Here is a 25,951-nt window from a genome sequence, read left to right as displayed (position 1 = left end):
TTTCACGCTACGAGAGCCCCTATGCCCACCCGTAAAGAGCCTGCCAGCGAAGAGTTTGCCTGCACACCGTTTTCGAGCCAGCACGCCACCTTCAACCACGTCTGGTCCTCCCTCTTGCTGGAGGAGCTCTTTCGCCTCGGGGTGCGCGACATCGCGCTGGCCCCCGGCTCCCGTTCTGCGCCGCTGACCATGGCAGCCGCGGCCCATCAGGGCTTTCGTCGTCACTTGCACTTTGACGAGCGCGGCCTCGGCTTTATGGCGCTGGGTCTGGCCAAGGGGAGCAACCGGCCGGTGGCGGTGATCATGACTTCGGGCACCGCGGTAGCCAACCTCTGGCCCGCCGTGGCAGAGGCCCAGCTCACCGGCGTGCCGCTGATTATTCTCTCCGCCGATCGCCCTCACGAACTGATCGACAACGGCGCCAATCAGGCGATCGACCAGCAGGGGATCTTCGGCCGCTACCCCGTCTATCAGCAGAACCTGCCGAGCCCCACCCCGACCATTCCGGCGGCGTTTGTGCTGAGTTCGGTGGACCAAGCCTTGGCTAAGCAGGTGCTCACCCCCGGGGTGGTGCACTTCAACTGCATGTACCCCGAGCCCCTTTACCCGGGCGAGCACTATCAGGATTTCTCCGACTATCTGGCCCCCCTCGGCGACTGGCTCGGCTCGCACAAGCCATGGAGCCCGTGGCAACAGAGCGCGGCAAGCTGCCCCCCTCAGGCGGAGTGGGAAACCTTTCGGCAACAGCGCGGCATCGTTGTAGCTGGCCGCATTACCGACCCGAATCAGGCACAGGCCGCCGCCGCGCTGGCGGAGCAACTCGGCTGGCCGCTGCTGGCGGACCTGCAGAGCCAGATCCGCTTCGATAGCCGCAACCTCATCCATATGGATATGGCGCTCAACGACCCTGAATTCGTCGCCGAGCTGGGCCGCGCCGAGGTGCTGCTGCAATTTGGCGCGCGGCTTGTCTCCAAGCGGCTTGGCCAGTTCATAAAACACCATTCATGGCAGGATTACTGGCTGGTGGATCCGCAACCGGCGCGGCTCGATCCCGACTACCGGCTGCGCAACCGGCTGCTCTGCAGTGCCAGCGCCTTTGCTGCGGCCCATCCGGTCACCACACAAGCCCCTTGGCACACATTGGCTGAGCTGCAACACAACGCCAGCCAGCAGATCGCCGCTGCCTGCGAGCACTTCTCCGAGCTCGGGGTCTGCCATCGCCTCAACCGCCTGATCGAAGGGCAACTGTTTGTCGGCAACAGCATGCCAGCCCGACTGATGGATATGCTCGGCGAAACGGGCAAGGGGCCGAGCCGGGTGATGACCAACCGCGGCGCCTCCGGCATCGATGGTCTGATCGCCACCGCCTACGGTTTTGCCCAATCAATCGAGCAGGACAGTGATGAGCCCACCACCCTGCTGCTTGGCGATCTCAGCGCCCTGCACGATCTCAACAGCCTCGCCCTGCTCAGCAAGGCGAGTCGACCGCTGGTGGTGATCCTGCTCAACAACGATGGCGGCAGCATCTTTCGTATGTTGCCGGTGCCCACCGAAGGGGAGCTGCTGGAGAGCTACTACCGGCTACCCCACGGCCTCAGTTTTGAACATGCTGCCGCCATGTTTGGCCTCGCCTATCGCGCGCCGACCACCCTGCCCGAGTTCGAACAGGATTACCGCGCCGCCCTCCAACATGGCGTTACCTTGATCGAGATCCGGGTACCGAGCGAGCAGGTGGCCGATGATCTGAAAGCGCTGGGGGCCGCCATCCGTGGCAAATAAAGATGCCAATGTGCCGCTGGTGCTGCTGCACGGCCTGCTGGGGGATAGCGGCGACTGGCAACCGGTGATCGACCGGCTGCCCGCCATCCGCTGCATCGCCCTCGATCTGCCGGGTCATGGTCAGCATCGAGCCCTCAACGTCAGCGACTTTGAGCAGAGCCACCAGTGGCTGGTCACCGAGCTGGCCAGCCGCAACATTGAACGCTATCTGCTGGCGGGTTACTCGCTGGGTGGGCGACTGGCTCTCTATCACGCCAGCCGCGAGCCCGCCGGGCTGCGGGGGCTGCTGCTGGAGAACTGCCACCCGGGGCTACCGGCCAGTGAACGGGCCGCCCGCATCCGGCACGATGAACAGTGGGCGCGGCGCTTCGAGCAGGAGCCCCTGGCTGACGTGCTGGCAGACTGGTACCGGCAAGGGGTGTTTGCCGATCTTGACGATGCGGCCCGGGCCAGCCAGATCGCCCGCCGCCTTGGCAACGACGGTCAGGGCATCGCCACCATGCTGCGCGCCACCTCGCTAGGCAAGCAGCCGGATCTCGCCCCCTGGCTCATGGCGAGCCAGCTGCCGGTCACCTGGGTGAGTGGCAAGCGGGATCACAAATTCCATCAGCTGGCTTGCCAGCTGGCGAACCAAAATCGCAGAATCAACCACTTGGTGCTGGATGGCGGCCATAATCTGCACGCCCATCAGCCTGATAACTTTGCCCGACTCCTCGCGGAGTGGGTCAACCAACAAGAAGAGACGAGTCATGATTGAAGCAATGACGGAAGCTGAACTGTATGCACCTGTTGAATGGCAAGATTGCTCCGCCGGTTACGAGGACATCCTCTATCACAAGTCCAACGATGGCATTGCCAAGATCACCATCAACCGTCCCCAGGTGCGCAACGCCTTCCGCCCCCGCACCGTCAAAGAGATGCTGCAGGCGCTGGCCGATGCCCGTTATGACGATCAGATCGGCACCATCATCCTGACCGGTTTTGGCGAGAAAGCCTTCTGCGCCGGCGGCGACCAGAAGATCCGTGGCGACTACGGTGGATACCGGGATGACGAGGGGACTCACCACCTCAACGTGCTCGACTTCCAGCGCGACATCCGCACCTGCCCGAAACCTGTGGTTGCCATGGTGGCCGGTTACGCGGTCGGTGGCGGCCACGTGCTGCACATGATGTGTGACCTGACCATCGCAGCCGACAACGCCCAGTTTGGCCAGACCGGCCCGAAAGTGGGCTCCTTCGACGGCGGTTGGGGTGCTTCCTACATGGCTCGTATCGTCGGCCAGAAGAAGGCCCGCGAAATCTGGTTCCTCTGCCGCATGTACGATGCCCAGCAAGCCCTCGACATGGGTCTGGTCAACACTGTCGTGCCGCTGGCGGAACTGGAGCGCGAAACCGTGCGCTGGTGCCGTGAAATGCTGCAAAACAGCCCGATGGCGCTACGTTGCCTGAAAGCCGCCCTCAACGCTGACTGTGATGGTCAGGCGGGCTTGCAGGAGCTGGCGGGCAATGCCACCATGCTCTTCTACATGACCGAAGAGGGTCAGGAAGGCCGCAACGCCTTCAACGAAAAGCGTCGCCCCGACTTCTCCAAATACAAGCGGAATCCCTGATGACACTCGCCCTGTATCGCTATCAACTGCCTTTTACCCAGCCACTGACCTTTCACGGCAAGGTGGAGGTGGCGCGAGAGGGGCTGTTGGTGCGCATCAACGACGGCTGGGGGGAAATCGCCCCCCTGCCCGGCTTCTCGAAAGAGAGCCTGCAACAGGCAGAGGCAGAAGCCCTTGCCGCGCTGGCGGCCCTGGCCGCCGGCGACACCCCGACCCCTGTGCTGCCGTCGGTGCAATTTGGCCTCGACTGCGCGCGCCGGACATGGCCCGAGCAGCGCAACCCGCTGCCGGAGCCCTATCCCCTCATTCAAGGCTCCCCCAGGAGCTGCTGCGCAACTGGAAAGAGTGGCTGCACCGCACGCCAGGCAAGGCCAAGCTGAAGGTGGCGCGCTACCCGATGCGTGACGAGCTGGCGCTGATCCGCCTGCTGTGCGATCGCCTCCCCTCCCTCAAGCTGGTGCTAGACGCCAACCAAGGCTGGACTCGCGAGGAGGCGTGGACCTTCTGTGGCCACCTCGACCCGAATCGCATCGAGTATCTGGAAGACCCTTGCGCCGACTTTGCCGACATCGCCTTTGTCGCCAACCGCACCGGCATGCCGGTGGCGCTGGACGAGCTGCTGGCACAAGGCAAGCCGTGGGAGCCGATCCCGCAACTGCGCGCGCTGGTGCTCAAGCCTACCCTGCTCGGTTCACTCGCCAACTGCGAAGCGCTGATCGCCCGCGCCCGCGAACTGCGGCTCAAGGTTATCATCTCCTCCTGCTTCGAATCGGATCTGGGCCTGAACCAGCTCTTTCATCTGGCGGGCGAATGGGCGCCCGAACAGGCGCCGGGTCTGGATACCCGCCGCTGGATGGCAGGCAACCTGCTGGGGGAAGATGGCAAACCGGATCTGAGCCGACTGGAGCAACTGTATTACCGTGATTGACCCCTCCCGTTCACCCGAACAGACACCTTGCCCGGTACGCCACCGGGCAATCACAGCCCCGAACCGCATTGCCATCCACGCAGTCTCCCCCCTCAGTTACCGCCAGCTCGATGCCCGCCTCAACAGCCTGTGCCAACAGCTGGAACAAGTCGACGTGCGCCGTGGCGATCATCTGGCTGCAGTGGTGCGCGGTGCGCTGGAAGATGTGCTGCTGGCATGGGCCTGCGTACGCAGCGGCGTGGTGTTCTGCCCGCTCAACCCCGCCTTTCCTCTCGAAAAGCAGCGCGAGCTGGCGGTGCAACTCGATGTCGATGCCTTCTGGTCGGCAGGGGAGATCCCGGCAGGCAACTGGCAGCCCCTGCAGCTCGACTTCACGCGCGAACTGCCGGCAAGCGAGGAAACATGGCCGCTGGCATCGACCCAGCTCAACAACATGATCCTCACCTCAGGATCCAGCGGCACACCGAAAGCGGTGGTGCATCGGCTCTGCAACCACCTTGCCTCGGCGCGCGGCTCTGCCACCCTCATTCCCCTCGATGAGGAATCCGGCTGGCTGCTCTCCCTGCCGTTGTTCCATGTCGGCGGCTACGCCATCCTGTTTCGGGTCTTTCTGGCGGGCGCCACGCTGGTGCTGGATCAGCGTGAACGGCCCCTCAAGGAGCGGCTGGAGTGCCAGCCCATCACTCACTTGTCCTTGGTGCCGACCCAGCTCTGGCGCCTGCTGGCAGAGGGTTTTGATCCCGCTCGCACCCGCCTGCGCGAGTTGCTGCTCGGTGGCGCCGCCATTCCGCAACCGCTGGTGAGTCGCCTCTGCTCCATGGGGCTCGAACCCAAGGTGAGTTATGGTCTCTCCGAGATGGGCAGTCAGGTCTGCACTGCATTACCCGGCGATGCAGGCGTAGTTGGCAAACCGCTACCGGGACGGGAAGTGTGCATCAGGGAGCAGGAGATCTGCGTGCGCGGCGCCACCCTGTTTGCCGGTTACTACCGAGATGGAGAGCTGGAACTGCCCCTCGATGACGAAGGCTGGTTTCATACCCGCGACAAGGGGAGGTTCACTGCGGCAGGGGAGCTGCTGGTAGAGGGACGGCTCGATAACCTCTTTATCTCGGGTGGCGAAAACATCCAGCCCGAAACCATAGAGCAGCGACTGGTAGATCATCCCGCTGTCGCCCAGGCGCTGGTGGTGCCGGTACCGAGCGACGAGTGGGGCCAACGCCCCGCCGCCTTTATCGACTGGCACGGCGAGCCGGTTCCCGACTCCGAACTGGCTGCCTGGATCCGCAGCACCCTGCCCGGCTTTATGGTGCCCGACCACTGGCTCCCCTGGCCCGATCTTGGCGGTAATCTCAAGCCCTCTCGCCAACTGCTGGGCAAGGTAGCGCGACAACAGACCACTCGGGCACGACAAGCTGAATGAGATCGGACTCACAATTTACCGATCTTCTTTGAAAACAAAAAAGAAACATGTGAGTCCTTACTGCGGCACCAACCCACGATAATTCGATCAGACTCAAAAAGTCACCATCTTATTGATTTATCTGATTTTTAATTGGCAATTGATATCCCTTTGGAACTGTTTAAATTGCCTTGCGATTACTCGCAAGACAATACACAAACAAGAACAAAGGGATAAAAATGAACCGTTCAGGTACCGGGTGGCTGCTGCTGGCAGGCCCCCTGCTTTTGGCTACATCCTCGGCGCAAGCCAACTACTCCCCCAATGACTGGCGACAGTATCAGCTGACTGGCGAATCGAGCCGGCAACTGGCCGCTCGCATCACCGAGATCACCTACGAGCTCAAGGCGCGTAGCAGCAATGCTCCTTACCAGCAGCTCAGGGTCTACCGTCGCTTCGACTGGCAGAGCAGCGATCTCGCGGCCCTCGCCGAACAGCAGTGTGGCGAGCCGCAGCTCAAGGTAGATGCGGGCTGGCAGATCCGCTTCGTTCGCTGTGAAGATCGGATTCCGGCGGGCAAGCTCATCCCCGCCAGCAGTTATGACTTCGGTTATGGCCTGAAACTGGGTCGCTGGGAGCAGCTGGCGGGCACGCCGACCGCCCAGCGGCAGGATCGTCTGCCGCTGCCGCAGGCCATCATCCTGGGTCAGAGTGAAAGGGAGCTGGATCGCTGCGAACTCAACGCGCAAGGCCGCTGCGCCGAGCCGGAGTGGCACTATCAGCCGCAGGATTGGCAGCAGTTGCAGGTACTTGAAGAGACCCCGAGCGAGCGGGATGGTCGATTGGAGCAGATCTTTTTCCGCCTGCAGCCTGTGGCAGGCAGTCAGGCAGCCGCTCAGGTCAGCGAGATCCACGTCTGGCGCCGCTATCAGTGGCTGCTGGATCAGCTCACGCCTCAGCAGGAGTGTGATGAGCCGCAGGAGCGCAAGGAGGGGAGCAACACCATCCGCTATCGCATCTGCCGTCAGGTGATCCCCGCTGGCAACGAGGTTCAGGTAACGTTGCAAGATAGCGGCTACCAATACCCGGTCGCCGGCGGCGAGTGGCAACCCCTGCCAGAGAGCAAAGCGTGGCAGGAGAGCCGGGTGCTCAATCGCCCCATCGTGCTGGCCAGCAAGGAGGAGCAACTGGAGTGCCGCCGTGCCAACGGTCGTCTCTGCTCCGAACCCGAGCAGCCCGATGTGGACCTGCTCGACAGCGATGCCGCCAAACTGGTAGCCGACGTGAGCGGCCAGAACAGTCCTGCCTGGCAGGCGGATTACGGCCACGATGACGCCAAGCTGATGGCGGTGGTGCGCGGCATGCGTGCCCTACTGGCGGCCAACCAGCCGACCCATCCGGCAATGGACAAGCTGCTCTACTATGTGCGCGCCCACAACTACCACGGCGGCGTTGGCAAAGAGAGTGATCAGGCCGCCCGGGCTCTGGCCGGGGTGATGATTGATCTGCTCAACCACCCATTGCTGCTGGGAGCTGAACCGCAGGATCAAGCTGGCACAGTGCTGGAAGCCTGGAGCGTAGCGGCGCAAGGACAACTTGGGCAAGCAGCCTTCCGCCAGAGTGCCGCCCCCATGCTGGCCCAGCTCAACCAGGCGCTCGGCTATGCGGTGCAACATGCGGCGCAGATCAATGGCCACAAACCCTGGGCCGATGGCCTGTTCGAGCTGCTCAATCTGGTCGATCAGAGCGCCTCTTACGGTCAGCAGGCAGACTTCAGCGCAGCTGTGCTGCAACAGGAGGCGGCATTGCGCCAGAGCCTGCTGCAACTGGGCCTGAGCGAGCTGGCCCTCTGGAAACAGCGCGATGGCTCACGGGATCTGTTTATCTTCAACAACATCCTCGATGCCCACAGCCGCCTCTACCAGATGATGCGCTACCTCCATCACACCAGCCCGGATAAGGCGATCGCCTATCGCCAACAGCTGGATCGCGATGTCATCACCATCATGCGCCAGCAAGGGCTGGTCCCGGGCGGCCAGCATCCGGCTGCCATGCTGGAAGAGGTATCCCTGACCCTCTCCAGCTACTACCTCACCTACACGGATCGCACCAGCGAAGCCTGTGTCAGCGGCGAGTTCGCCGGGCTTTGTACCCCGATCCGCATGGAAGATATTCTGCCGTTCGAGCACACCTGCTCACCCACCCTGCGTCTGCGCGCCCAGGATCTGACTCAGGCTCAGGCCGAAGGGATCTGCCGCGAGCTGGGTGAGGAAGAGCAGCGCTTCCACCAGCAGATGGAGACTGGCTGGCAACCGGTGGCCGATGATCACAACGAAGCGCTGGAGCTGGTGATCTTCAACTCCTCCGCCGACTGGGGCCGCTACGGCAGCGCGCTGTTTGGCGTCTCCACCGACAATGGCGGCATCTATATCGAGGGGGATCCGGCTCGCCCCGGCAATCAGGCCCGCTTCTTCGCCTATGAGGCTGAGTGGAAACGCCCTGCCTTCCAGGTGTGGAACCTGCGCCACGAGTACGTTCACTATCTCGACGGCCGCTTTAACCAGTACGGCAGCTTCGGCCACTATCCGCTCAACCGCACCACCTGGTGGGCAGAGGGGATTGCAGAGTACATCGCCCATGGCCAGTGCTTTGCCCGTGGTCTGGATAACGTGGCAAACCGCCCCGCCAACCAGCGTCCGACACTGGCGGCGATCCTCCACCTTGACTACGACCAGGGTGGCGAGATGGTCTACTCCTGGTCCTATACCGTGCACCGCTTCCTCAACGATACCGGTCGCGGCGCCAGCTGGCTGGCGCTGGCACAGGCGCTGCGCAATCCGGATCGGCAGCAGGCGATGAGCGACTTCGAAAGGGAGCTGGACCGGCTGATCGCCAACGACAGCGACGCCTATCAGGCGTGGCTCGCCCGGGATCTGCTGCCCTGGTGGCAAGCCAACAAGGAGTCAGACGCCTGCAAGGGTAACGACTCCGCCCACTGATAAACCTTCACCGACCAGAGGGGCTGCCACCGCAGCCCCTCTCTTCATCCTCCCGCTCTCCTGGCCTCTGCTGCGACAACCTCTGCCCGAATGAGGTGCCCGCCCGTTATCAAGCCTGACGCCAGCGGCCGAGTTGTAATAGAATGCCGATAGCCACTCCCAACTTCAGACCCTGACCGCACCGCGCATGAAGAAGTTTGCCAAGATCCTCCTCGCCTGCCTCGTTTTGCTGCTGGCCCTGATTGCCATGCTGCTGGGCTACAGCGAGTGGATCGTCTCGGATGCCCGCCACTACACCTACGATCGGGTGGACAAGGTACCCTACAACCGGGTTGCGGTGGTGCTGGGTACCTCCAAATATCTCTCCGGTGGCGGCCCCAACCACTACTTCAAATACCGTATCAAGGCGGCGGCCGAGCTCTATAACAATGCCAAGGTGGACTTCATCATCGTCTCCGGTGACAACGCTACCGTGCAGTACAACGAGCCACGCCAGATGCGCCGCGCCCTGATCAAGGCGGGCATTCCCGCCTCCGCCATCTATATGGATTTCGCCGGATTCCGCACCCTCGACTCAGTGGTTCGCGCCAAGGAGGTGTTCGGCCAGGAGCGCTTTACCGTGGTCTCCCAGGGCTTTCATAACGAGCGAGCCATTTTCATCGCCCGCCATTTCGGTATCGATGCGGTCGGCTTCAATGCCGAGGACCCCAGCGCCTATCAGGGGATCCGCACCCGGGTACGGGAAGTCTTTGCCCGCCTGATGGGGCTGCTCGACCTCTATGTACTGGACAAGGGGCCCAAGTTCCTCGGGGCACCGGTCCCCATCGGCCTGCCTGTGCCTTGCCAGTCACTGAGCACCATCGGCAGCCTGCAACCCTGCCTAAAACAACCCAAATCGGCAGTGGATGAGGCCAAGCCAGCGGCGGTATCTGCCGCTGTTGCCACCGAGTCAGCTACTCCATCTGCCTCGGCCGTGACGGAACAAGTCACGCTAGCTTTATCCGCTGCGGCAACGACTGAGCCGCTCACTCCCGCCAAACCCGCGGCAGAAACCACCGCCGAGATGCCCAGCGCGGCCTTACCCACATTGCCGATGACCCCTTCAGCCGCCAGCTTCAGCACTGCCACACCATAAACAGACGACCCGCCAACTGGCGGGTCTTGTTATTACTGCGCGGGTTGTGGCGGCTGTACTGCAAACCAATTCCCAGCGACCAAGTCAGCCTCGCGCCGCCTGATAGCGGCAGGCCACTTCGGCCCAATCCACCACCTGATAGAAGGCTGCGATATAGTCAGGACGCTTGTTCTGGTACTTGAGATAGTAGGCGTGCTCCCACACATCCAGCCCCAGGATCGGGGTATGGCCATGCATCAGGGGACTATCCTGATTGGCACTGCTCTCCACCTGCAATCTGCCCGCCTTGTCCACCACAAGCCAGGCCCAGCCGCTACCAAAGCGGCTCAGGGCCGCCTGAGTGAAGGCCTGCTTGAAGGCATCGAATCCCCCCAATTCCCGCTCGATGGCCAGAGCCAGCTCACCACCCGGCTCACCGCCCCCCTGCGGGCTCATCACCAGCCAGAACAGGGAGTGGTTGGCATGGCCGCCACCATGGTTGCGGACCGCCCCCTGCAAGGTGGCAGGCAAAGTATCGAAGCGGCGCAGCAGCTCCTCAACCGGCATTGCGGCCAGCTCTGGCGCCCCTTCCAGCGCGGCGTTGAGGTTGTTGATATAGGTCTGGTGATGACGGCTGTGGTGGATCTCCATGGTCAGTGCATCGATATGGGGTTCCAGTGCGTCGTAGGCATAGTTCAGGGCTGGCAGGGTATGGCTCATGATGACCTCTGTTCGGATTAATGGAGCCGGGATGAGGGCTCGCTCTGACACAGGCAGTGACCGAGCGAACGCATGATCCCGGCGTGGCTGCCGTGGCGCTGTACGAACGTCAGCAACTCGGCACGAGTTGTGCGGGTATGGCGCAAAGCAGCCTCTCGCAGGCGAAAGGAGCAAGCGGGGGAGTGACAGGTCGCCAGCAGGCAGTCGTGCACATAGCAGAGCAGATCGGCGGCGCGATCGGGCAGGGTCATGGCCACCAGCAGATCCGCCAGATTGTGGTGAGCCACAACCAGCGCAGCCACCGCCTCATCGGCGTCATGCCACTGCACCAATTGCTGACGAGCCAGCCAGAGCGCCTGCTGATAATGAGCCAGCGCCTGATGATACTCGCCGCAATCAAACAGCCGATTACCCTCTCGGGTCTGCTGTTTCCAGTGACTCATGCTGCTGCCACCTTCGGTCGACTCGACCCACCCCTTCACCCAGGTTGCTGTCATATGCTTCACACCAACAAATGATAATAATTATCATTACATGAATCGTATCCGGGAGACAAGGGGCGTCGGGATCGCAGCAAACAGCCAAAACAGCGCGGCCACTCCTTGGCAAGGAGTGGCCGCTTGAGGCAACCGGTCAGTGGATTCGACCGGCCAATGGCAAGTTAATGGCAGGTCAGATGTTGTTGGCGGGCGAAGGCGGGGCAATCCCCAGCAGCATATGGTCCATCATCCCCACCATGCGCCCTATCTCGGGCTTGGTGATGGTATCGTTGGCCCCCAGTTGCAGTGCTTTCTGGCGGTTATCATCGCTCATCAGGGAGGAGAACATCACGATGGGCATCTCCTTGTAGGAGGGGGTATCCCGCAGACGCTTGAGCAGGTGCATGCCATCCATGCGCGGCATCTCCACATCGGTGATCACCGCATTGACGAAGCCGGTCACCGGCATTCTCTCCTCCTGGGCCAGGCGATCGAAATCCGTCATCATCTCCAGCCCCTCTCCCCCATCCTTGGCCGTGATCACGTTGTAGCCAGCGGTGCGCAGGGTGGTTTCGATCATCTTGCGGATAAAGGCCGAGTCGTCCACCACCAGAATGGTTTTGCCCTGGCGCAGCGCCATCATGCGATCGTCGATAAGCACCTTGCGGTCCTGAGTGACGTCGTACTTCTCCATGCTGAGCTCGGGGTTGATATCGGCGATGATCTTCTCGAAATCGAGGATCATGATGAGGTTGCCATCGCGCCTGACCACGGCCACCACGCAGTCGTTCTCCCCCGCTTCCAGAAACTGGCTGGGGGACTCCACATCCTCCCAGGATACCCGGTGGATCCTGCTGACACTGTCGATCAGAAAACCGTTGGCCATCTTGTTGAAGTCGGTGACGATCACCACCTTGTGGCTGGGGTCGGGGTTGGTCTTGATGCCGAGCCAGCCCGCCAGATCCACCAGCGGGATGAGGCGATCCCGCAGGGAGAAGACCCCCACCATATGGCGCTGGGCATTGGGGTGATCGGTGGTTTCAGGCACCCGGATCACCTCGCGCACCTTGGCGACGTTGATCCCGTAATAAGCGGTTTTTTCACGGCCGTCCGGTAGCTGCTTCTTGAGGTGAAACTCGATGATCTCAAGCTCGTTGGTGCCACTTTCGGTCAGGATAGATTTACGCTCTTCCCCATCTTTGGACATCATGGTGACTCTCATTCTGGTTGCGCGGGCAGCAGACCGCTGCGGTTTTCCCTCAGTATAGGAATGGATTTCACCCAGCGGCTCGGATCTCGGCAAGATTGCAGCCTTAACCGCTTGATCCCGCAGGCTGGCGGGATCGTATCTGCCAATCAGGACAACATTGGCGAATGGTGAAATCCATCATGTACTCACAAGGAGCCTGAGATGAGTGAAGGCATCGTCGTGATTGGCGCTTCTGGCGGGATCGGGGCGGCTCTGGTAACACACTGGTTGGCGGCGGGGGGCGGGCCAGTGATTGCCATCAGCCGTCAGCCCGCACCTGCTGGCCTCTCATCGCCGGGTCTGCACTGGCTATGTTGTGATTACAGTGATGAGCAGATGACAGAAGTGGTGGCGCGCATCGCGGAGTTGGCACCGAGACCGCACAGGGTGGTGATCTGCAACGGCATCCTGCATCAGGGGGAGATCCAGCCAGAGAAGCGGCTCGAAGCAATCAATCTGGATGCCATGACCCGCTTCTACCAGACCAATGCCTTGCTGCCGCTGCGCTGGATCAGCCAGTTGTTACCGCTGTTTGGCCGCGCTCCTTGCACTCTGGCCGTTCTCAGCGCTCGGGTCGGCAGCATTGGCGACAACCGAGCGGGCGGCTGGTATGGCTATCGCGCATCCAAGGCCGCCCTCAACATGCTGCTCAAGTGTGCCGCCATCGAGCTGGCCCGGCGGGCCCCCGGCGTCAAATTGCTGGCCTTCCATCCCGGCACAGTGGATACCCCACTCTCCCGCCCGTTTCACGCCAATGTACCGGCGGGAAATGTGCAGAGTCCCGAGCTGGTAGCCGACCATCTGATTAACCTGATGAACCGGCTGCAACCGGATGGCGAGTTGAGCTTTCTCGACTGGCAGGGCAAACCTATCGAGTGGTAGGGGAACCCAAGAGACGCGCCAGCAGTGCCCGCAACGCCTTGATAACGGCGGGCTTGCCCGCCAGTTGCAACCTCGCGGCCAGCGCCCCCCAGTCGGCATATTGCCAGATGGGGGCAATCAGCAGAGCACGTTCGTCAGGAGTCAGTGAACCCAGCACATCCAGATTGCGCGCCAGCCACAACTGCAGGCTGGATTGGCTCAGTTCGAACGGCTTGTGATGCAGGGCAAAGCATTCAATCTCGTCGCACTCGAACTCGCCAAGCTCCGGCGCGGTGACGGTGCTGCCTTGCAGGCATTGCCATACCAGCTCGGGATCCAATCCTTTCAACTCACCCGCCAGCAGGGTCGGCAGCTGGCGAACAAAACGCTGCTGCCACTGATCCAACTCGGGCTCATGCTCGGGTTTCAGCGCTTTGAGCAGCAGGGCTGCGTGGCAGCCGCTGGCGGCATCCCGTTGCAGACCAATGCGCAGCACCGTCAGTCCTGCCTTGCGCCAGAAGGGGAGCAGGTCGGCGCTGGCCGAAAAGACAGAACCGAGGTAATCGATCCCCGCCTGACGATAATGTTCTTCAAGCCTGCCAAGCAGCAGCGAACCCAATCCATGCCGGTGCAGCTCGGGGTGGATGGCGATACGCATCACCCGAGCATAACTGCGCCCCCCCGCCGTTTTGAACCCGGCGTGAGCCAGCAGCGACTGGGGCAGCAGATGGCCGCGCGGACGGCGGCGACCGGCCCAGATCGCCTCGGCCAGTTCGGGCTCTATCTCCCCTTCCCGCGCCACCAGCGCCACACCCAGCAGGCTCGCATCCTGCTCCAGCAGATGGATATCGAGATCCGGGCTCTCCAGCAGGGACCTTAGATCGCTCGGCGTGGTCTGGTAGTGAGCCAGCACCAGCAGGCCGAACAGCTGGTTGAGCAACGCCTCGTCGCTCGCCAGCGCCTCCTGGCTGACCAGACGCCAGCTCGGGCTGGTCGGCGACATAGGCGCCGCCACTTCCGCATCGAGCCCCAGCAGGCGGAAGATCAGCGGCTCCAGCGGATCGCCCTCACTCCAGCGAATGGGCTCAGAGAGGTGGATCTCCTGCCACTCCGGGGTCTGGCTATCGAGCACCCGCTTGAAGCGCAGGTGAAAACCGCGCCCCGTCCCCTCGTAACCGTGCTCGGTGGTGGCAAACACGATGCGACTGTGGCGGGCAAGCATGGCCTCGAGCAACGGGGTCGGAATGGCGGCCGCTTCATCCACCAGCAGCAGATCGGGATTCATCGCCTCGTGCACCAGCCGATCCGGCGAACAGTAGCTCAGCCCAGCCAGCTGGTCCGGCGTAGTATCTAGCCCGCGAGCGGCGTGGGCAAACAGGGTGGCGACCGTCGCCTGCGAGGGGGCCGTCACCACTATGTTCAGCCCTGGCTGCTGGCGCAGCAGCTCGGCGGCAGCCAGCCCCAGCAGCGCACTCTTGCCACGACCGCGGTCGGCACTCAGCACCAGCGGCCGACGACGATGGCCGTGCAACACCTTGTGGATGGCGGGCAGCGCCCGTGTCTGATCGCAGCTCAGCCTGCGCTCCGGCCCAATCGGTTGCCACGGCTGCGAGCAAACCGGCGGCTCCAGAGAGAGGGCTGGATCACCTTCCAGCAACCGCACCAGCCGGGCGATAAAGCCGTGACCGGCCCGACCGGCCTCCTCCGGCTGGGCCACCAGCCGGATCCGGTCAGGATCCGGCCATGCGGGCCACTGCGCTCTGGGCGGCGTTAGCAGCAACAGCAAGCCACCGGCGCATAGAGTACCTGCCAGCGCCCCGAAGGCATCGGGGTGAAAGCCGCTAAAGGCATTGAAGACGAGCGTGTCGCACTCCTGACCGAGCCGCTGCAGCGCCTTGGCGGCGGGTTGCGGGGCATAACTCTCGGGCCCGGCACCCAGCCAGAAGACGGTCTCGCCGAGCAGGGATTGGGCGCGGGCAATGCAGTCGGCCTCCTCCCCCTCCAGCCAGATAAGACGCCGCTCACCGGCGAGGGCCAGCGCCTCGCGCAACAGGGTGACCTCTTGCTGTGTCATGAAGCTTGGCTATCAGCCGGTTTGCGGGGCTCGAACATGCGATCCCCCATCTGATCGATAAAGGTGTGGGCCTTCTGCACCATGAAACGCTCGGCATCGGCCGGATTGGCAAACAGATCGGAGCGGATGAAACGGTGGGTTTGCAGCACGCCGTCCAGCTCCTTGGTGATGCGCCCTGCCAGTCGGTACTGGCCACCTTCTGCCATGGGCTCCGGATAGATGAGATAGCCGGCATATTCGGTGGGAGTGACTTCCGGCGCCTTGGTCGGCTCGCCCCCGAACAGGGCGCTGAACAGTTTCTTGAGCATGGTGATCTCCTCTGGTTGCCAGCATTGTCCCCAAGGGGTTGCACAGTGGCAAGCAGGGGATCTTATTACGAATGGTTATTTGCACTACGAACCATTCTCATTTAGATTTCATCTCATTCCACAAGAGGTGACCATCATGTACGTCTGTTTGTGCCGCGGCATCACAGATACCCAGATCCGCAAAGCGGTGCAGTCAGGTAAAAGCGAATTCCGCCAGCTCAAGCAGTCGCTCGAGGTGGGCGCCCAATGTGGCAAATGCGTGCGCATGACCATGGAGATTATCGCCGCCGAACTCGACAAGATGGAGCAGGAGCAACCCGTGCTCTACTACGAAGTGGCCTGATCCTAACACCTCTTTTCTGATGCGACCCGCCAACAGGGTCACCCCTTTTCTCAGGCGAGCTGGCTCGCCAGACCTCTTGTTGTCATTTTTCTGGACTAAGCTCTAACGATCGAAGCCTCAGGCACGAACCAAGGAGCACTGTCGATGAAAGGAGATCCCAAGATCATTGCCCACCTCAACAAGGTGCTGGCCAATGAGCTGATTGCCATCAACCAATACTTCCTGCACGCCCGCATCTACGATGACTGGGGCCTCAAGGCGCTCGGGCACAAGGAGTATCACGAGTCTATCGATGAGATGAAACACGCCGACGAGCTGGTCAAACGCGTGCTGTTTCTCGAAGGGCTGCCCAACTTGCAGGATCTGGGCAAGCTGCGCATCGGCGAGACCGTCGAAGAGATGTTGCGCTGCGACCTGTCGCTGGAGATGGATGCCATCCCCGACCTCAAGGTAGCCATCGCCTATGCCGAGTCGGTGCAGGACTACATCAGCCGCGACCTGTTCCAGGAGATCCTGGAGGATGAGGAGGAGCACGTGGACTGGCTGGAGACCCAGCTCGATCTTATCGATCGCATCGGGCTGGAGAACTACCAGCAGTCGCAACTGCACCACGGCTCCTGAGCCAGCAGGCCAGCAAGCAAAGAGACCCGCCAGCGCGGGTCTCTTTATTTGGGCCGCCATATTTGAGTCGCATGACCCGAAAACTTTTCGACAGGATCACAGTTAATACGCCCGACACAGCATCTGTCATGGCTTTCGATTAGGATACGACTCTCTTCCAATAACAATGCTACGGACGATTTCCATGGAACAGATTGCACGCGAGATGGCGCCCCACAAACGGGTGGCACTGGTGGCTCACGACAACATGAAGACCCCTCTGCTGAACTGGGTGATGCAGCGCAAGGAGGAGCTCAAGCTCCACCATCTCTATGCGACCGGCACCACCGGCACCATGCTCGGCAAGCAGGCACAACTGCCCATCACCTGCCTCTTCTCCGGCCCGATGGGTGGCGACCAGCAGCTCGGCGCCCTGATCGCCGAAGGGAAGATCGACGTGCTGATCTTCTTCTGGGATCCCCTCAATGCGGTGCCCCACGATCCGGACGTGAAGGCGCTGCTCCGCCTCGCGGCAGTCTGGAACATCCCGGTCGCCACCAACGAAGCGACCGCCGACTTCATCATGGACAGCCCCCATATGCGGCAGGCGTTCAGCGTACAGATCCCGGATTACGCCGGTTATCTGAAGGCGCGCACCGAGTGATCGGCTAACCCGTCATGCAAGAGGGCCGCAACAAGCGGCCCTCTTTAATTGGGAAAATGAATCAGCCAGGGACACAAACCGGCGCCGGCTTATAGCGCGCGGGCGAGAATGCGTGCCACCCGATCCGGGTCGATATCCTGCTGCTCACCGAGCGCGGTGCGCCCCACCCGCTTGAGGTTGGAGCAGACCGCCGGAATACAACTTTCGCTGAGGCCATAGTCGGCCAGCCGGGTACCCAGTCCCATCTTCTGGAAGAATTGCTCGGTGCGGATGATCGCCTCCTCGATGCGCAGGGCCTTGTCCTCGCGGGTCGAATGCCACACCCGCTCGGCAAACTGGGCCAGCTTGTCCTGCTTCTGGCTCGCCCGCTCACGGAGCAGTGAGGGGAGCACCACCGCCAAGCTCTGGCCGTGATCCAGCCCGTAAAGCGCCGTCAGCTGATGACCGATGGCGTGAGAGGCCCAATCCTGCGGCACTCCGCAACCGATAAGGCCGTTGAGCGCCAGACTGGCCGCCCACATCAGATTGGCCCGCACCTGATAGTTGGTCGGCTCCGCCAGCGCCTTGGGGCCGTTCTCCACCAGCACCTGCAGCAAACCTTCCGCCAGCCGATCCTGTACCTCGCCTCCCACCGGAAAGGTGAGGTACTGCTCGGCAATATGGACGAAGGCATCCACCACCCCGTTGCCGGTCTGACGGGCAGGCAGGCTGTAGGTGGTCGCCGGATCGAGCACCGCAAATTGCGGCTGTACCAGCGGGCTTCTGAAGGAGATCTTCACATCTCCCCGGCTCACCACCGAGGTGGGATTGCTCTCGGAGCCGGTCGCTGGCAGGGTCAGCACACAGCCCATCGGCAGCGCCTTGTGCACACTCGCCTGCTTACCGCAGATATCCCAGGGATCATCTCCCTCGTAGCAGGCGGCCGCCGCAACAAACTTGGTGCCATCCACTACCGAGCCGCCGCCGACCGCCAGCAGGAAGTCGATGCGCTCGTGCTTCACCTGCGCCACCGCCTCCATCAACAGCTCGAATCTGGGGTTGGCACCGATGCCGGAGAACTCCTGCCACGTCACCCCTTCCAGCGCCCGGGTCAGCTGCTCATACACCCCGTTCTGCTTGATGCTGCCTCCGCCGTAGAGCACCAGTAGCCGGCTGCCGGGCGGGATCAGTTCGGGCAGGCTGGCGATCTGCCCCTCGCCGAAACAGATACGGGTCGGATTGGCATATTGGAAGTTGTACACGGCGGACTCCTCGACTGGCTCAATGCGCGGACATTGTGCGCCTGTGGGGAGGTGAGGTCAAAAGAGGTGGCAGAAGCTTGCCCATCGGCGGTCAACACTGGCCCATCGGTGCCGACCGGGTAGATCTCAGAACAGCGGCAGGATCAGGCAGTTTTGGCCTCATCTTTGGATGAGCTCTTCTTGCCGGTCAGGCGATCCATCGCCTCCTTGAGCATCGCCTCTCGCTGTTCGTTGAGCGGCTTGCTCTGCTCCGCCCGCTCTTCCGGCGTCAGCTTCTTGTTATCGGCGATGGTCTTGAGCTTCTCTTCGATCTCGTTGAACTTCTTGCGATCGAAACCGAGCGCCTTGTCCACCAGTTGCTGCACCACGCCCCCCTTGTCGGAGCTCATATCCAGCGCCGGTGGCAACTTGTTGTTCTTGGCCAGATGTTCGTAGGTCAGCACCTGCTGGGCCTGACCGGTCATGCGCTGGGTGGAGAGGCTGACCATCTCCTCCCAGCCACCGCCCTGACCGCCGCTACTGGCACTATTGAGGGTAGCGAGGGCGCGGTTGTTGGAGGCGCTCTGGGCAAGCTGCTGGCTGTAGGGTTTGATATCCATGAAGACTCCCGTTCTGTGTGCCGACCCGCCGAAGCGGGCCGACTGAATGCGGCGGTATGGGGTCTGGCCCCACCTTTGACAATAAAACCAGCAAGTTACAGGCCAACTTGTCAGATTGAGTGAGATCCCCGCGCTGGCAAGCTTGCCAACGGTTACAGCCCCGACGCAGCGTCAGAATCATGACTCATCCGCTGCTTTTATCCCGATTTCCGACACATACCGCTGCCCCAAAAACGCTGCACCATATAAACCGCAGGAACGCTCCATCGATCACAAAACAAACAACCAGCGAGGCATACAATTTTGGCGCACCATCGGGCAAGCAAGCAGCGTTATGGATGATATGTTTGCGAATTCAACCAGATGCAGACCTGTCTACCGTCGGATCTCCGACCCAGTCCGGTTACTCCCGGCCGCTTCTCCCGCCCCCTGACGCGCATCCACCGCAACCTTTCGGGCATAACTATGAAAAAACACACCTTGAGTCTTCTCTCTGCCACCCTGCTCACCCTGCTTGGCACCAGTGCCGACGCCTGTACCGGCCTTATCGTCGGCAAGGGCGCCAGTGCCGATGGCAGCGTGATGATCGCCAGAAACGAGGATTTTGGCGTCAACAACTGGAACAAGTACCTCGCCTTCCGGCCCGCGCAGCAGAACGAGGGCAAACTCTGGAAACTGGGCAACGGGCTGGAAGTGCCGATGCCCAAGGCGTTCTTAGCCTACTCCGCCATCCACGACTGGGATGCCACCACCAGCGACCCGGCAGGCAAATATTATGAGGAGCGCGGCATCAACGAGTTCAACGTCGCCATCTCGGCCACCACCAGTGCCGAGGTCAACGACAAGGCCCAAAAAGCCGATCCGCTGATCGAGAAGGGAGTGATTGAAGCCATCATCCCGACCCTGATCCTGCCGCAGGCCAGGACGGCCAAAGAGGGGGTCGAGCTGCTTGGCCGCTATGTGGAGCAATATGGCGCCGGTGAGGGCAACAGCCTCTATCTGGCGGATGTGAACGAGGCCTGGCTGATGGAGATCGGCTCCGGCCACCACTGGATTGCGGTACGGGTACCGGACGACAGCTACGCCATGGTGGCCAACGGCCTGCGCATCCACGGCGTAAATCTCAACAGCGCCGATGTGCTGCACTCGCCCAAGCTGCTGGAGTTCGTGCGCGAACACAAACTGCTGGATAACGCCGATCCGAAAGATTTCAACTTCGCCAAAGTATTCGGTGTGATTGCCGATCCGTACAACGTGGATCGGGAGTGGCTCGGCCAGAAAATGTTGACTGCCTCCCACAAACAGGCGACCCGGCAGGCGCAATATCCACTGTTTATGAAGCCGGATGCCCCCATCGCCGTGCCGGACGTGGCCAGGGTGCTGAGCGCCACCTATGACGGTACGCCGCTAGCCGGCAAGGCGGAGCGGCCGATCCGCATCGATCGCCAGCTGGAATCCCACGTCATCCAGCTGCGCAAGGATATGCCCAAAGAGCTACAGGGATTGATCTGGCAGAGCTACGGCGTGCTGGCTGAATCGGTCATGGTGCCGCTCTACAACACCCTGGAATCCTACCCCCTGCCCTATCGCACCGGTAGCGACAGCTACTCCGACGATTCCGCCTACTGGCAGTTCCGCAGCCTGACTGCGCTGGCCAGCACCGATCCGGACAAATACCTGCCGCTGCTGCGCGGCGTCTGGAGCAAGGAGAGCGCCAAGCTCTACAAGGAGGTCGCCGTCCTCGACCAGAGCCTGAAGCAGGCCTATGCCAGCGACAAGGCTACCGCCATCGGGCTGGCCGCCGACTACTCCTATGGCCAGTTGGAGCAGACCTATCAGATGGCCAAAGATCTGCGCTACAAGCTGATGACGGATCTGACCAAGCGCAGCGAGAAGAAGTATTCGGAGGAAGAGTTCAAGAAGATCATGAGCCTATGAACGGCTCGCCAATGCAAAGAGGCTCCCACGGGAGCCTCTTTCGTTTCAGCCAATCCAACGATCAGCGACGGCTGATATTGAGCGGGCCGAAGGTCTGCGCCACCGGCATGATCTCGATGCTGTTGATGTTGACGTGAGCCGGTTGCTGGCTCACCCAGAGCACGGTATTGGCGATATCTTCCGGCTGGATCGAATCCACCCCCTGATAGACGGAGGCCGCCTTGGCGTCGTCACCGTGGAAGCGCACGTTGGAGAACTCGGTGCCGCCGCACAGGCCCGGCTCCACGTTGGTGACGCGGATGGCGGTACCCGCCAGATCGGCGCGCAGGTTGAGGCTGAACTGCTTCACGAACGCCTTGGTGGCGCCGTAGACGTTGCCGCCCGGATAGGGGTAAGTACCGGCGATGGAGCCGATGTTGATGACGTGACCGCGATTGCGCGCCACCATGCCCGGCAGCAGCAGGCGGGTGAGCAGGGTCAGACCGCTGATGTTGGTGGCGATCATCTGCTCCCAATCTTCCAGATCCGCCTTGTGGGCCGGCTCCAGCCCCAGCGCCAGACCTGCGTTGTTGACCAGCAGATCCACCTCGCTCCACTCGGCTGGCAGAGCAGAGATGGCAGCGCGTGTGGCCGCCTTGTCCTGCACGTCGAACGCCAGCGGCAGAAACTGCTCGCCCAGCTCGTCGGCCAGCGCAGCCAGCCGCTCGGCACGGCGACCGGTACCGATCACCTTGTAGCCTGCCTGCACCAGCTGGCGGCTGATGGCTTCACCAAAACCGGACGAGGCGCCCGTTACCATTGCAATCATCTGAACCTCCATATCTACACCGATATTGTTATTTATCTATTTGAATCTATTAAGATTCATTCATCGCTCAATTCACGTCCGGTCGCCTTGCGCCAGACAAATACCACCAGATGGAGCAGCAGCAGGCCCGAGCCACCCAGCGCAAACAGCAGGCCGGTGAGGGCGTTGACCGAGGTGTCGGCGCCGCACCACCACCAGACCAGCCAGCCACTCAGGCCGATGATGAAGGTCTGGATGGCGCAGACCGGACAGCGCCCCAGCTTGGCCCTGATGGCGGTGGCAAGACAGTTGTCGCAGCTCATCCTGCTCCTCAATTCTGCTCGTTCAACATGATCAGTTGGCCTGTGAAGAGGGCTTGCGCGCCTGAGTGCGAGCCACTCTGCGCCGCTCACGCTCCTCGTCGCTCACCAGCGGCAGCACCAGCCGGTGGGCGTGCTGGTCGCGGCCATAGTAGTCCGCCAGCCGCTGCTGGGGACGAAATCCCAATCCCTGATAGAGCGCCAGCGCCTCTTCGTTGGCGTCCGCCACCTCCAGCCGGATCGCCCCCCAGCCAGCGGCCTTGCCCTCGCGGATCACCTGCTCCAGCAGGCGCCGCGCCCAGCCCAGACGACGCACCGTCCAGCGGATAGCCAGCGCCTGAATGACCAGCCGATCCCAGCCTCTGTGCTCCAGCAGGCAGAGATAGCCCATCAGCTGATGTTTCTCGTCCAGCAGTAACAGGGTGCGCCCCTTGGCGTGGGCCAGCAGATAGTGCCAGCGGCTGCGGCCAAAGGCGACTTCGGGAGGAAAACAGTAGCGTTCCAGATTAACGATGGCGCCCAGATCATCGGTTCGGGCCGCACGTACGGTCAACACGGGGAGTCCTTGTTCGGTTATTTATCCTCAGCACCAAAAATGCGACTTGTATCACAAGTTACCAAGGCGTCATATTAGGCACTGTAACCTCTTGTTTCCCCTCGCGCCATTGTCGTGCTTGTCGGTGCATCGAAGCCCACTGGGGATCCTGCCGCTTAAGGCAGTTTCATCTGTGGAGCCGAAAATATGAGTACCTATGTCATCGTCGAAGAGCTGGGCGACTGGCCTTGCCATGCCGATTATCTGCTGACCGCCCGCACCTATCTGCAACATGGCGTGCCGACCACCGGCGGCCGACCCCGCATCATCAACCTCTGCCGCAATCTGGAGCACCTGAGCGCAGGCTACTACTGCTCGCTGCTGGCCCAGGCACGCGGCCACCACTGTCTGCCGGGTCTGCAGGCCATCAGCAGACTGCAACCCCAGCAGCCACCGGCCAAACTGTGGCGCAAGGCACAAGGGTGGCTGGCCCAGCAGAGCGAGGATCGGATCCGGGTACGTGCCATCTTCGGCCAGTGTGAACAGAGCGAGCTGGCGGGGCTGGCCCGCTACTACTACGGCCTGAGCCAGCTGCCGCTGCAGGAGCTGACCCTCAAGCGCGGCCGCCACGGCTGGTCGGTGCGCCAGCAGCAGAGCCTGTCACCGCTGGAGCTGAGCCCAAGCGAGAAAGAGTTGATGCTGCACCACGCTCAGGCGCTGGTGGGGACCGGTGATGAGGAGCAGGCGGCGCCGCTCTACCAGCTCGCCATTCTGGTGGATCCCGATGATGGCCGTGCCAGCAGTGACGGGCTGGCGCTGGAGCGCTTTATCCGGGCTGCCTCCGTCCAAGGCATACGGGCCGAGATCCTGCCACCGTCGGCCATAGAGCGGCTGCCGGAGTTCGACACCCTCTGGCTGCGTGCCGAAACCGCGGTCGGCCACTACACCTTCGAATTTGCCCATCGCGCCGAACAGCTCAAGATGCCGGTGATCGACAGCTCCCGCGCCATCTTGGCCTGCAGCAACAAGCTCTACCTCTACGAGCTGATGGTGCGCAGCGGCGTGCCCATGCCGCCCACCATGGTGGTCACCCGCCGCGGCCGCCACCATGTGGATGAGCTGGTACAGCGGCTCGGCCTGCCGCTGATGGTGAAGGTGCCCGACGGGGCACAGGGGCGCGATCTGGCCATGGCCAGCGACGAGCAACAGCTGGCCCGCCTGCTGGACGAGGGGCTGGGCCGCTCCGCCCTGCTGCTGGTGCAGAGCCGGATCCCCGCCGAGTTCGACTGGCGCATCGGCTTTCTCGACGGCTCGCCGCTGTTCGCCTGCCGCCGCTACCGGCCCGAACCCGGCAACCGCATTCGCCGCCGCAAGCACCCCCTCGACATGAGCCGCATCGAGGCGCTGCCGCTTAACGAGGTGCCGGAGCGGGTACTGCAGACCGCCCGCCGCGCAGTGCATCAGCTCGGCAATGGCCTCTACGGGCTCGATTTGCGCCAGCAAGGGCGTGACTGCGTGCTGCTGGAGATCGTCGACAACCCCTGGATCCGCGGCGATATCGAAGACAAGGAGGCGCAGGATCTCTACGAGCGACTGGCCCGCGCCTTCCGCCAGCGGCTGGAAAACCGGGGCCAGAGCACCGCATAACCCCGCCATGACTTTGTCGCCCCCAATGACAGAGAGGGCCCCGCGATGGGGCCCTCTCTCATATCAAAGCGTGCTGTGGCTGACTTATTGCAGACGCAGGAAACGTCCGCTCAAGGGCGGTATCTCCACCGTCACACTGCTACCGCCGATGGCCAGACTCTCGCCGCTTTGCAGATCCACCAGCAAGCTGCCGCTGCGCAGTTTGCCCGTCGGCAGGTTGTAGCTGAGCGCCGTGGTGGAGAGGTTGAGCAGGTAGATTATCTGCTCCCCCGCCGTCTGCTTGATGTCACCATAGAGACTGCCCTCGGCCACCAGCTTGACTCGCTCTCCCTGATAGAGAGCGGGGTGCGCGGCACGCATCGCCAGCAGCTGGGCCAGCCACTCTTTCAGCTCGGCTTGTTCGCTACTTGGCACAAAGCCGGTGACAGCGGGCACCTTGCCGTCGCTGCGGGCCACATGGTCGTCGCACAAGCCCTGCGCTGCGCAGTCACCACCGACCTTGGCGGCAAAGCCCGGCACCTCGTCGCCAAACTCCTCGCCATAGTAGAAGGTGATGGGGCCGGAGCGGGCCGCCATAAAGCTGAAGGCTGCCTTGTGGCGCTGCCAGTACTCGGCCGACTTGAAGTTGCCGCGCTCCAGCAGATCACCAAAACGCACCAGATCGTGGTTGCCCAGCATCAGGTTCGGCATGGCGTGATTCGGGTAGTTCTCCACCTTGTTCCAGCTGGCATCGAGCACGCTGGCCCCCTGCCCGCCCTTGCCGGACTCCTCCACCGCCAGCGCCTGCACGATGCCGTAGCGCAACGGGAAGTCAAAGGCCGAGGAGAGTGCCGGATTGTCGCTGCTGCCGTAAGCCTGAGCACGAATGTCGTCAGCCCCCTTCCACACCTCGCCCACCATGTAGCCAAGGGTGCCCCACTGCTGACCGGCGGCCTTGCGCGCTGCGCTGGCCTGCTCCACCTCGCTGCGAATGGCGCGCCAATCATCCAGCCCAAGCTGATAGGCCTGATCGAGGCGCCAACCGTCGATGCCGTACTGCTCGACCCAGTAGCGGGCTACCTCCTTGAAGTAGGCGAGGCTCTCCGGCTTGCTGTAATCCACCAGCTGGCCGGGATAACCCGCACCGCCGCTGGTGAGGGCTGGCAGACGCCCCTCTGGCGAGGGCTTGCTCACCCCCACCTTGTTGACGTGGCCAAACACCCCGTCGAGGAAGACATAGAGGCCGCGCTGGTGCGCCCCGTCCACCAGCTGCTTGAGCTTGGCATTGCTGCCAAAGTTGGGATCCACGGTGAAGAAGTCGCAGGCGAAGTAGCCGGTGGCATCGAGCTTGTTATCGCCGCCTTGCCCCGCGCAGGAGTCGAATACCGGGGTGAGCCAGATGGCGTTGACGTTGAGACTCTTGATGTGGTCGAGGCTATCGATGATCCCCTGCAGATCGCCGTTGTGCTGGGAGGGGCCATAGCCGACGCCATAGTTGGCACTGCCGTCACCATCGGCAAACGACTCCACCATTACCTGATAGATGCGCAGGTTGCAGGCGGGTTGATCGTCGCCATAGCAGGCACGACTGGCCGTGGCGACCGGAGGGTGGGTGACCGGCGGATTGACGACGGGGGGAGAACTCTCCCCACCTGAACTACCGCTGCCGCCGCAAGCCGCAAGTAACAGGGCGGCCCCGAGCAGGCCGCCATAGCGTAACGTTCCCTGTTTCATTGTTATGTTCCCGCTGTGAGAGCAGGCGTCTGATACGCCTGTTT

23 protein-coding genes and 1 pseudogene are annotated in these 25,951 nt (G+C 62.3%); 13 read left to right on the top strand and 11 right to left on the bottom strand.

Annotated elements, in window-relative coordinates; genetic code table 11:
• The first annotated feature begins 21 nt into the window (after positions 1-21).
• The 7 genes and pseudogenes from menD to ACTG2W_RS15945 all read left to right on the top strand — a co-directional run bounded on the left by menD (position 22) and on the right by ACTG2W_RS15945 (position 9,850).
• The gene (menD, locus tag ACTG2W_RS15975) at positions 22-1,779 is read left to right on the top strand and encodes a 2-succinyl-5-enolpyruvyl-6-hydroxy-3-cyclohexene-1-carboxylic-acid synthase (protein ID WP_106844045.1); all 1,758 of its coding nucleotides are present in this window, start codon (positions 22-24) and stop codon (positions 1,777-1,779) included.
• Entirely contained in the window at positions 1,769-2,536 is a 768-nt protein-coding gene (gene menH, locus ACTG2W_RS15970) for a 2-succinyl-6-hydroxy-2,4-cyclohexadiene-1-carboxylate synthase (RefSeq protein ID WP_106844044.1), read from the top strand. Before menD ends, menH begins: the two co-directional genes overlap by 11 nt.
• On the top strand, positions 2,529-3,389 hold the full coding sequence (gene menB, locus ACTG2W_RS15965; protein WP_005354934.1) for a 1,4-dihydroxy-2-naphthoyl-CoA synthase: 861 nt from the start codon (positions 2,529-2,531) through the stop codon (positions 3,387-3,389). Before menH ends, menB begins: the two co-directional genes overlap by 8 nt.
• Positions 3,389-4,317, top strand: a pseudogene (gene menC / locus ACTG2W_RS15960) (o-succinylbenzoate synthase). The gene menB and the pseudogene menC overlap by 1 nt, the downstream one beginning before the upstream one ends.
• On the top strand, positions 4,310-5,737 hold the full coding sequence (menE, locus tag ACTG2W_RS15955) for an o-succinylbenzoate--CoA ligase (protein ID WP_106844042.1): 1,428 nt from the start codon (positions 4,310-4,312) through the stop codon (positions 5,735-5,737). The pseudogene menC and the gene menE overlap by 8 nt, the downstream one beginning before the upstream one ends.
• Before the next feature lie 218 nt (positions 5,738-5,955).
• Positions 5,956-8,715, top strand: coding sequence for a collagenase (locus ACTG2W_RS15950; RefSeq protein ID WP_106844041.1), 2,760 nt, complete (start codon positions 5,956-5,958; stop codon positions 8,713-8,715).
• 187 nt (positions 8,716-8,902) lie between these two features.
• Positions 8,903-9,850: a SanA/YdcF family protein gene (locus ACTG2W_RS15945; protein WP_106844040.1), complete on the top strand. Its 948-nt coding sequence runs from the start codon at positions 8,903-8,905 to the stop codon at positions 9,848-9,850.
• Between the two features lie 84 nt (positions 9,851-9,934).
• Here ACTG2W_RS15945 and ACTG2W_RS15940 read toward each other — a convergent pair whose 3' ends face one another.
• The 3 genes from ACTG2W_RS15940 to ACTG2W_RS15930 all read right to left on the bottom strand — a co-directional run bounded on the left by ACTG2W_RS15940 (position 9,935) and on the right by ACTG2W_RS15930 (position 12,238).
• A complete protein-coding gene (locus ACTG2W_RS15940; RefSeq protein ID WP_106844039.1) occupies positions 9,935-10,549 on the bottom strand; it encodes a superoxide dismutase in 615 nt (204 codons plus the stop codon).
• A gap of 17 nt (positions 10,550-10,566) precedes the next feature.
• The gene (locus ACTG2W_RS15935) at positions 10,567-11,046 is read right to left on the bottom strand and encodes a hypothetical protein (protein ID WP_081990692.1); all 480 of its coding nucleotides are present in this window, start codon (positions 11,044-11,046) and stop codon (positions 10,567-10,569) included.
• Positions 11,047-11,221: 175 nt separating this feature from the next.
• Entirely contained in the window at positions 11,222-12,238 is a 1,017-nt protein-coding gene (locus ACTG2W_RS15930) for a chemotaxis protein (RefSeq protein WP_440016370.1), read from the bottom strand.
• Positions 12,239-12,439: 201 nt separating this feature from the next.
• On the opposite strand from ACTG2W_RS15930, the gene ACTG2W_RS15925 reads away from it, so the two are divergent.
• Positions 12,440-13,159 carry an SDR family NAD(P)-dependent oxidoreductase gene (locus tag ACTG2W_RS15925; RefSeq protein ID WP_106844038.1) on the top strand — a complete coding sequence of 240 codons (720 nt, stop codon included), beginning with the start codon at positions 12,440-12,442 and terminating at the stop codon, positions 13,157-13,159.
• Here ACTG2W_RS15925 and ACTG2W_RS15920 read toward each other — a convergent pair.
• Both ACTG2W_RS15920 and ACTG2W_RS15915 read right to left on the bottom strand, forming a co-directional pair.
• Positions 13,146-15,212, bottom strand: a complete 2,067-nt coding sequence (locus ACTG2W_RS15920; RefSeq protein WP_106844037.1) for a tRNA(Met) cytidine acetyltransferase TmcA — start codon at positions 15,210-15,212, stop codon at positions 13,146-13,148. The two genes, ACTG2W_RS15925 and ACTG2W_RS15920, sit on opposite strands and share 14 nt — an antisense overlap.
• A complete protein-coding gene (locus ACTG2W_RS15915) occupies positions 15,209-15,520 on the bottom strand; it encodes an HlyU family transcriptional regulator (RefSeq protein ID WP_005354958.1) in 312 nt (103 codons plus the stop codon). Before ACTG2W_RS15915 ends, ACTG2W_RS15920 begins: the two co-directional genes overlap by 4 nt.
• A 136-nt stretch (positions 15,521-15,656) precedes the next feature.
• Here ACTG2W_RS15915 and ACTG2W_RS15910 point away from each other — a divergent pair, with 136 nt between their 5' ends.
• The 3 genes from ACTG2W_RS15910 (at position 15,657) to ACTG2W_RS15900 (ending at position 17,127) form a co-directional block, all read left to right on the top strand.
• Entirely contained in the window at positions 15,657-15,863 is a 207-nt protein-coding gene (locus tag ACTG2W_RS15910; protein WP_005335965.1) for a bacterioferritin-associated ferredoxin, read from the top strand.
• A 144-nt stretch (positions 15,864-16,007) separates the two neighbouring features.
• Positions 16,008-16,484 carry a bacterioferritin gene (bfr, locus tag ACTG2W_RS15905; RefSeq protein ID WP_005354959.1) on the top strand — a complete coding sequence of 159 codons (477 nt, stop codon included), beginning with the start codon at positions 16,008-16,010 and terminating at the stop codon, positions 16,482-16,484.
• Positions 16,485-16,668: 184 nt separating this feature from the next.
• A complete protein-coding gene (locus tag ACTG2W_RS15900) occupies positions 16,669-17,127 on the top strand; it encodes a methylglyoxal synthase (RefSeq protein ID WP_106844036.1) in 459 nt (152 codons plus the stop codon).
• 89 nt (positions 17,128-17,216) lie between these two features.
• On the opposite strand, the gene ACTG2W_RS15895 is transcribed toward ACTG2W_RS15900, so the two are convergent.
• Together ACTG2W_RS15895 and ACTG2W_RS15890 are read right to left on the bottom strand one after the other, a co-directional pair.
• The gene (locus tag ACTG2W_RS15895; RefSeq protein ID WP_181281656.1) at positions 17,217-18,368 is read right to left on the bottom strand and encodes an iron-containing alcohol dehydrogenase; all 1,152 of its coding nucleotides are present in this window, start codon (positions 18,366-18,368) and stop codon (positions 17,217-17,219) included.
• Positions 18,369-18,511: 143 nt separating this feature from the next.
• Positions 18,512-18,967 (bottom strand): hypothetical protein, encoded by a 456-nt coding sequence (locus tag ACTG2W_RS15890; RefSeq protein WP_019446593.1) that lies wholly within the window; start codon positions 18,965-18,967, stop codon positions 18,512-18,514.
• Between the two features lie 465 nt (positions 18,968-19,432).
• Here ACTG2W_RS15890 and ACTG2W_RS15885 point away from each other — a divergent pair, with 465 nt between their 5' ends.
• Entirely contained in the window at positions 19,433-20,905 is a 1,473-nt protein-coding gene (locus ACTG2W_RS15885) for a C69 family dipeptidase (protein ID WP_146142131.1), read from the top strand.
• Between the two features lie 61 nt (positions 20,906-20,966).
• Here ACTG2W_RS15885 and ACTG2W_RS15880 read toward each other — a convergent pair whose 3' ends face one another.
• Genes ACTG2W_RS15880 through ACTG2W_RS15870 form a run of 3 tightly spaced genes read right to left on the bottom strand, consistent with a single transcriptional unit; the run spans position 20,967 to position 22,568 of the window.
• Positions 20,967-21,713: an SDR family oxidoreductase gene (locus tag ACTG2W_RS15880; RefSeq protein WP_106844033.1), complete on the bottom strand. Its 747-nt coding sequence runs from the start codon at positions 21,711-21,713 to the stop codon at positions 20,967-20,969.
• A 56-nt stretch (positions 21,714-21,769) separates the two neighbouring features.
• A complete protein-coding gene (locus ACTG2W_RS15875; protein WP_042053656.1) occupies positions 21,770-22,015 on the bottom strand; it encodes a DUF3624 family protein in 246 nt (81 codons plus the stop codon).
• Positions 22,016-22,046: 31 nt separating this feature from the next.
• On the bottom strand, positions 22,047-22,568 hold the full coding sequence (locus ACTG2W_RS15870; RefSeq protein ID WP_106844032.1) for a GNAT family N-acetyltransferase: 522 nt from the start codon (positions 22,566-22,568) through the stop codon (positions 22,047-22,049).
• Positions 22,569-22,754: 186 nt separating this feature from the next.
• Between ACTG2W_RS15870 and ACTG2W_RS15865 the strand changes: the two genes are divergently transcribed.
• Positions 22,755-24,194 (top strand): RimK family protein, encoded by a 1,440-nt coding sequence (locus ACTG2W_RS15865; protein WP_106844031.1) that lies wholly within the window; start codon positions 22,755-22,757, stop codon positions 24,192-24,194.
• A gap of 84 nt (positions 24,195-24,278) precedes the next feature.
• Here the strand turns inward: ACTG2W_RS15865 and ACTG2W_RS15860 are convergent, their stop codons facing one another.
• Positions 24,279-25,907: an alpha-amylase family protein gene (locus ACTG2W_RS15860; RefSeq protein ID WP_106844030.1), complete on the bottom strand. Its 1,629-nt coding sequence runs from the start codon at positions 25,905-25,907 to the stop codon at positions 24,279-24,281.
• Positions 25,908-25,951 lie beyond the last annotated feature (44 nt).

Source organism: Aeromonas sp. 96A, assembly GCF_051919165.1.
Taxonomy (GTDB): Bacteria; Pseudomonadota; Gammaproteobacteria; order Enterobacterales; family Aeromonadaceae; genus Aeromonas; species Aeromonas veronii.
The sequence above is the reverse complement of the archived record's forward strand: the minus strand, read 5'-3'. Positions and strand labels throughout refer to the sequence as shown.

Bases quoted from the DNA above. Each gene is read 5' to 3' on its own strand.
- menD (WP_106844045.1), top strand. From the start codon at position 22: ATGCCCACCCGTAAAGAGCCTGCCAGCGAAGAGTTTGCCTGCACACCG.
- menB (WP_005354934.1), top strand. From the start codon at position 2,529: ATGATTGAAGCAATGACGGAAGCTGAACTGTATGCACCTGTTGAATGG.
- ACTG2W_RS15950 (WP_106844041.1), top strand. From the start codon at position 5,956: ATGAACCGTTCAGGTACCGGGTGGCTGCTGCTGGCAGGCCCCCTGCTT.
- ACTG2W_RS15945 (WP_106844040.1), top strand. From the start codon at position 8,903: ATGAAGAAGTTTGCCAAGATCCTCCTCGCCTGCCTCGTTTTGCTGCTG.
- ACTG2W_RS15940 (WP_106844039.1), bottom strand. From the start codon at position 10,549: ATGAGCCATACCCTGCCAGCCCTGAACTATGCCTACGACGCACTGGAA.
- ACTG2W_RS15935 (WP_081990692.1), bottom strand. From the start codon at position 11,046: ATGACAGCAACCTGGGTGAAGGGGTGGGTCGAGTCGACCGAAGGTGGC.
- ACTG2W_RS15930 (WP_440016370.1), bottom strand. From the start codon at position 12,238: ATGATGTCCAAAGATGGGGAAGAGCGTAAATCTATCCTGACCGAAAGT.
- ACTG2W_RS15925 (WP_106844038.1), top strand. From the start codon at position 12,440: ATGAGTGAAGGCATCGTCGTGATTGGCGCTTCTGGCGGGATCGGGGCG.
- ACTG2W_RS15920 (WP_106844037.1), bottom strand. From the start codon at position 15,212: ATGACACAGCAAGAGGTCACCCTGTTGCGCGAGGCGCTGGCCCTCGCC.
- ACTG2W_RS15915 (WP_005354958.1), bottom strand. From the start codon at position 15,520: ATGCTCAAGAAACTGTTCAGCGCCCTGTTCGGGGGCGAGCCGACCAAG.
- ACTG2W_RS15910 (WP_005335965.1), top strand. From the start codon at position 15,657: ATGTACGTCTGTTTGTGCCGCGGCATCACAGATACCCAGATCCGCAAA.
- bfr (WP_005354959.1), top strand. From the start codon at position 16,008: ATGAAAGGAGATCCCAAGATCATTGCCCACCTCAACAAGGTGCTGGCC.
- ACTG2W_RS15900 (WP_106844036.1), top strand. From the start codon at position 16,669: ATGGAACAGATTGCACGCGAGATGGCGCCCCACAAACGGGTGGCACTG.
- ACTG2W_RS15890 (WP_019446593.1), bottom strand. From the start codon at position 18,967: ATGGATATCAAACCCTACAGCCAGCAGCTTGCCCAGAGCGCCTCCAAC.
- ACTG2W_RS15885 (WP_146142131.1), top strand. From the start codon at position 19,433: ATGAAAAAACACACCTTGAGTCTTCTCTCTGCCACCCTGCTCACCCTG.
- ACTG2W_RS15880 (WP_106844033.1), bottom strand. From the start codon at position 21,713: ATGATTGCAATGGTAACGGGCGCCTCGTCCGGTTTTGGTGAAGCCATC.
- ACTG2W_RS15875 (WP_042053656.1), bottom strand. From the start codon at position 22,015: ATGAGCTGCGACAACTGTCTTGCCACCGCCATCAGGGCCAAGCTGGGG.
- ACTG2W_RS15865 (WP_106844031.1), top strand. From the start codon at position 22,755: ATGAGTACCTATGTCATCGTCGAAGAGCTGGGCGACTGGCCTTGCCAT.
- ACTG2W_RS15860 (WP_106844030.1), bottom strand. From the start codon at position 25,907: ATGAAACAGGGAACGTTACGCTATGGCGGCCTGCTCGGGGCCGCCCTG.